At 34.7% G+C, this 1,624-nt stretch carries 1 protein-coding gene and 1 pseudogene; both read right to left on the bottom strand.

Annotation, left to right across the window (positions count from 1 at the left end):
- Positions 1-461, bottom strand: a pseudogene (locus H6G75_RS32615) (uracil-DNA glycosylase); the annotation flags it as partial.
- A 59-nt stretch (positions 462-520) separates the two neighbouring features.
- Positions 521-1,237 carry an ATP-binding domain-containing protein gene (locus H6G75_RS32610; protein WP_190983984.1) on the bottom strand — a complete coding sequence of 239 codons (717 nt, stop codon included), beginning with the start codon at positions 1,235-1,237 and terminating at the stop codon, positions 521-523.
- Positions 1,238-1,624: the final 387 nt, after the last annotated feature.

The following is a 1,624-nucleotide window of genomic DNA, read 5'->3' as shown; positions in this document are numbered from 1 at the left end:
TCCGTCAAATAAACTCGGTATCCTTGCTCTAGTAAAACTTTAATCAGGTCAAAGTAAAGTCTTGTGCTGCGATGTTCCTCTCGGCAGTACTTTGAATGCAGAGCGTATGGCGTAGCAATTTCAATCTTTTCTACTCTTTTATCACTTTGCCTTCGAGGGTCTTGTCCAAGGATGACAATTGTTTTCTTATCTTGAATATTGTTATTTAGCTCAAGTATGCTGGGAATATCCACTCCAATTATCCAGGCATCATCATAAAATTTTTGAAAGCCTTCATTATATGAATGAAAAATACTTCTAGGAAAATTACATTCTAGACAGCCTTCTCCTTCAAAGCATTTCCGCATTTTTTCATATATTTCAGTTAACTGTTCTTGCGAGATATTGAAAACATTAGCTAACTGTTGAGATAAATTTTCAAACTCATTATCTTTGAAATTTGAAAACAAATATTGAGTCATATAAAATTCGCTAATTCCTTGTATAAATGTGTCACTTTTGGCAAAGTTTGTTTTTAAACTTATTCACTTACATCTAATTTTGGTTTTTGAAAAGTAAAGTTAACTGTAGTTTTACTTTCAATTACTCGACGGATTTCTTCATACATGGGGTAGTTGCCAATTCCACTCAGATAAGCCCAGCCTCGTGTTCTAGTTAAAGCTACAAATAGCTGGTTCCGAAGTGTAATACTGCTTTCATTCCTTGCTACATTGTCTAATCCCAAAATATAGACTATGTTTGCTTCATGCCCTTTAGCTCGATGAATTCGAGATACGGTAATACCGCCTTCATGCCAAAATTTATTAGGGAAACTAGCATTATTATTTAACAAGGTATTATTCTTTGATGCTGTAGGAAGATAAAAATCAATTCCGCAATTTTTTAAATAAGTTGCAGTTTTATCTTGCAGTTGGATATCACCCAAAACAATCACTAAAATATTCCGGCTAGGTTTCAACTTTTCATCAAATATATTGCTTTTAATTTTTACTACTAACTGCTCCAATTCAGCTTGACGAGAATTGTAAGTTTGAAATTCTAATACTTCTGCGTCCCAAAGTGTATGGACTGGATTGGGTGAATTTTCAACTGGTCTATGTAAAGTAATTGTTGAGCCTGGTTTTCTAAAATCTCCTGTTACCTCATAACCTATTCTCAACCAATCTCTTTGATTCGTAAATCCAGCTAATAATCCATTTGGACGTAGCAAGCCCATTCCAATAGCATGAGCAGCCATAAGAATAGTACCAATGAAGGTGATTTTGAGGTACGGGAAGAGATATTGTGAGGTATTTGTTAGATACGAATGTTTGCGCTTGTTATCTCAACAGTAGGTAACTCATTATTCGAGAGCGATTACGCTCAACTAATGTCGAAGATATTGATTTCAAAACCTGATTATTGGCTTGGCGCTTTAACTGGTCAATCACCACAAAACGAATATCCCGTTTTTCGACAATCTCTTTAATTCCTGATTCTTGAGGATTTAAAAATTCTGGCTCTCCCAGAGTAGCTATGCTAGAATAGCATGAATAAAATCAGTATAATTCAATAGAATTAGCAGTAATTGGTGGCAAAAGCCCAAGTAGGGAAAGAGTTATACAAGCAATTGGCAATATAAACA

This window comes from Nostoc sp. FACHB-280 (assembly GCF_014697615.1).
Classification (GTDB): domain Bacteria; phylum Cyanobacteriota; class Cyanobacteriia; order Cyanobacteriales; family Nostocaceae; genus Nostoc_B.
The sequence above is the reverse complement of the archived record's forward strand: the minus strand, read 5'-3'. Positions and strand labels throughout refer to the sequence as shown.

Coding starts and splice junctions, on each gene's coding strand:
- H6G75_RS32610 (WP_190983984.1), bottom strand. CDS start 1,237: ATGGCTGCTCATGCTATTGGAATGGGCTTGCTACGTCCAAATGGATTA.